Consider the following 399-nt stretch of genomic DNA (forward strand, 5'->3'; position numbering starts at 1 on the left):
GCAAGCGCATGAATTGGGGCTGCTGACTGCGCCGTACGTGTTCGACGCTGAGCAGGCGCGCAAGATGGCAGAGGCTGGCGCCGACATTTTGGTGCCGCACGTCGGCTTGACCACTTCCGGTACGATCGGAGCGAAAACAGCGATGACCATCGATGAAGCGGCTGTGCTCGTTCAGGAGATGCACGACGCGGCGAAGGAAGTGAATCCGGATATTATCGTGCTCTGCCACGGCGGACCGATTGCCGATCCGGATGATGCCGCTTATGTGCTCGATAACACCAATGGCATCGTCGGATTCTTCGGCGCATCCAGCATGGAGCGGCTGCCGACAGAGGTTGCCATCACGGAAAATATGCGGAAATTCAAATCGATTTCACATGGAGGCGAATAACGTGAAGC

General features: G+C 57.1%; 1 protein-coding gene. It reads left to right on the forward strand.

The features are described 5' to 3' along the window. A partial coding sequence (locus EDM56_RS30725; RefSeq protein ID WP_148040439.1) for a phosphoenolpyruvate hydrolase family protein occupies positions 1–391 on the forward strand: 391 nt, incomplete at its 5' end. Between the last annotated feature and the right edge of the window lie 8 nt (positions 392–399).

The organism is Brevibacillus fluminis, assembly GCF_003710825.1.
In the GTDB taxonomy this organism is placed as follows: domain Bacteria; phylum Bacillota; class Bacilli; order Brevibacillales; family Brevibacillaceae; genus Brevibacillus_D; species Brevibacillus_D fluminis.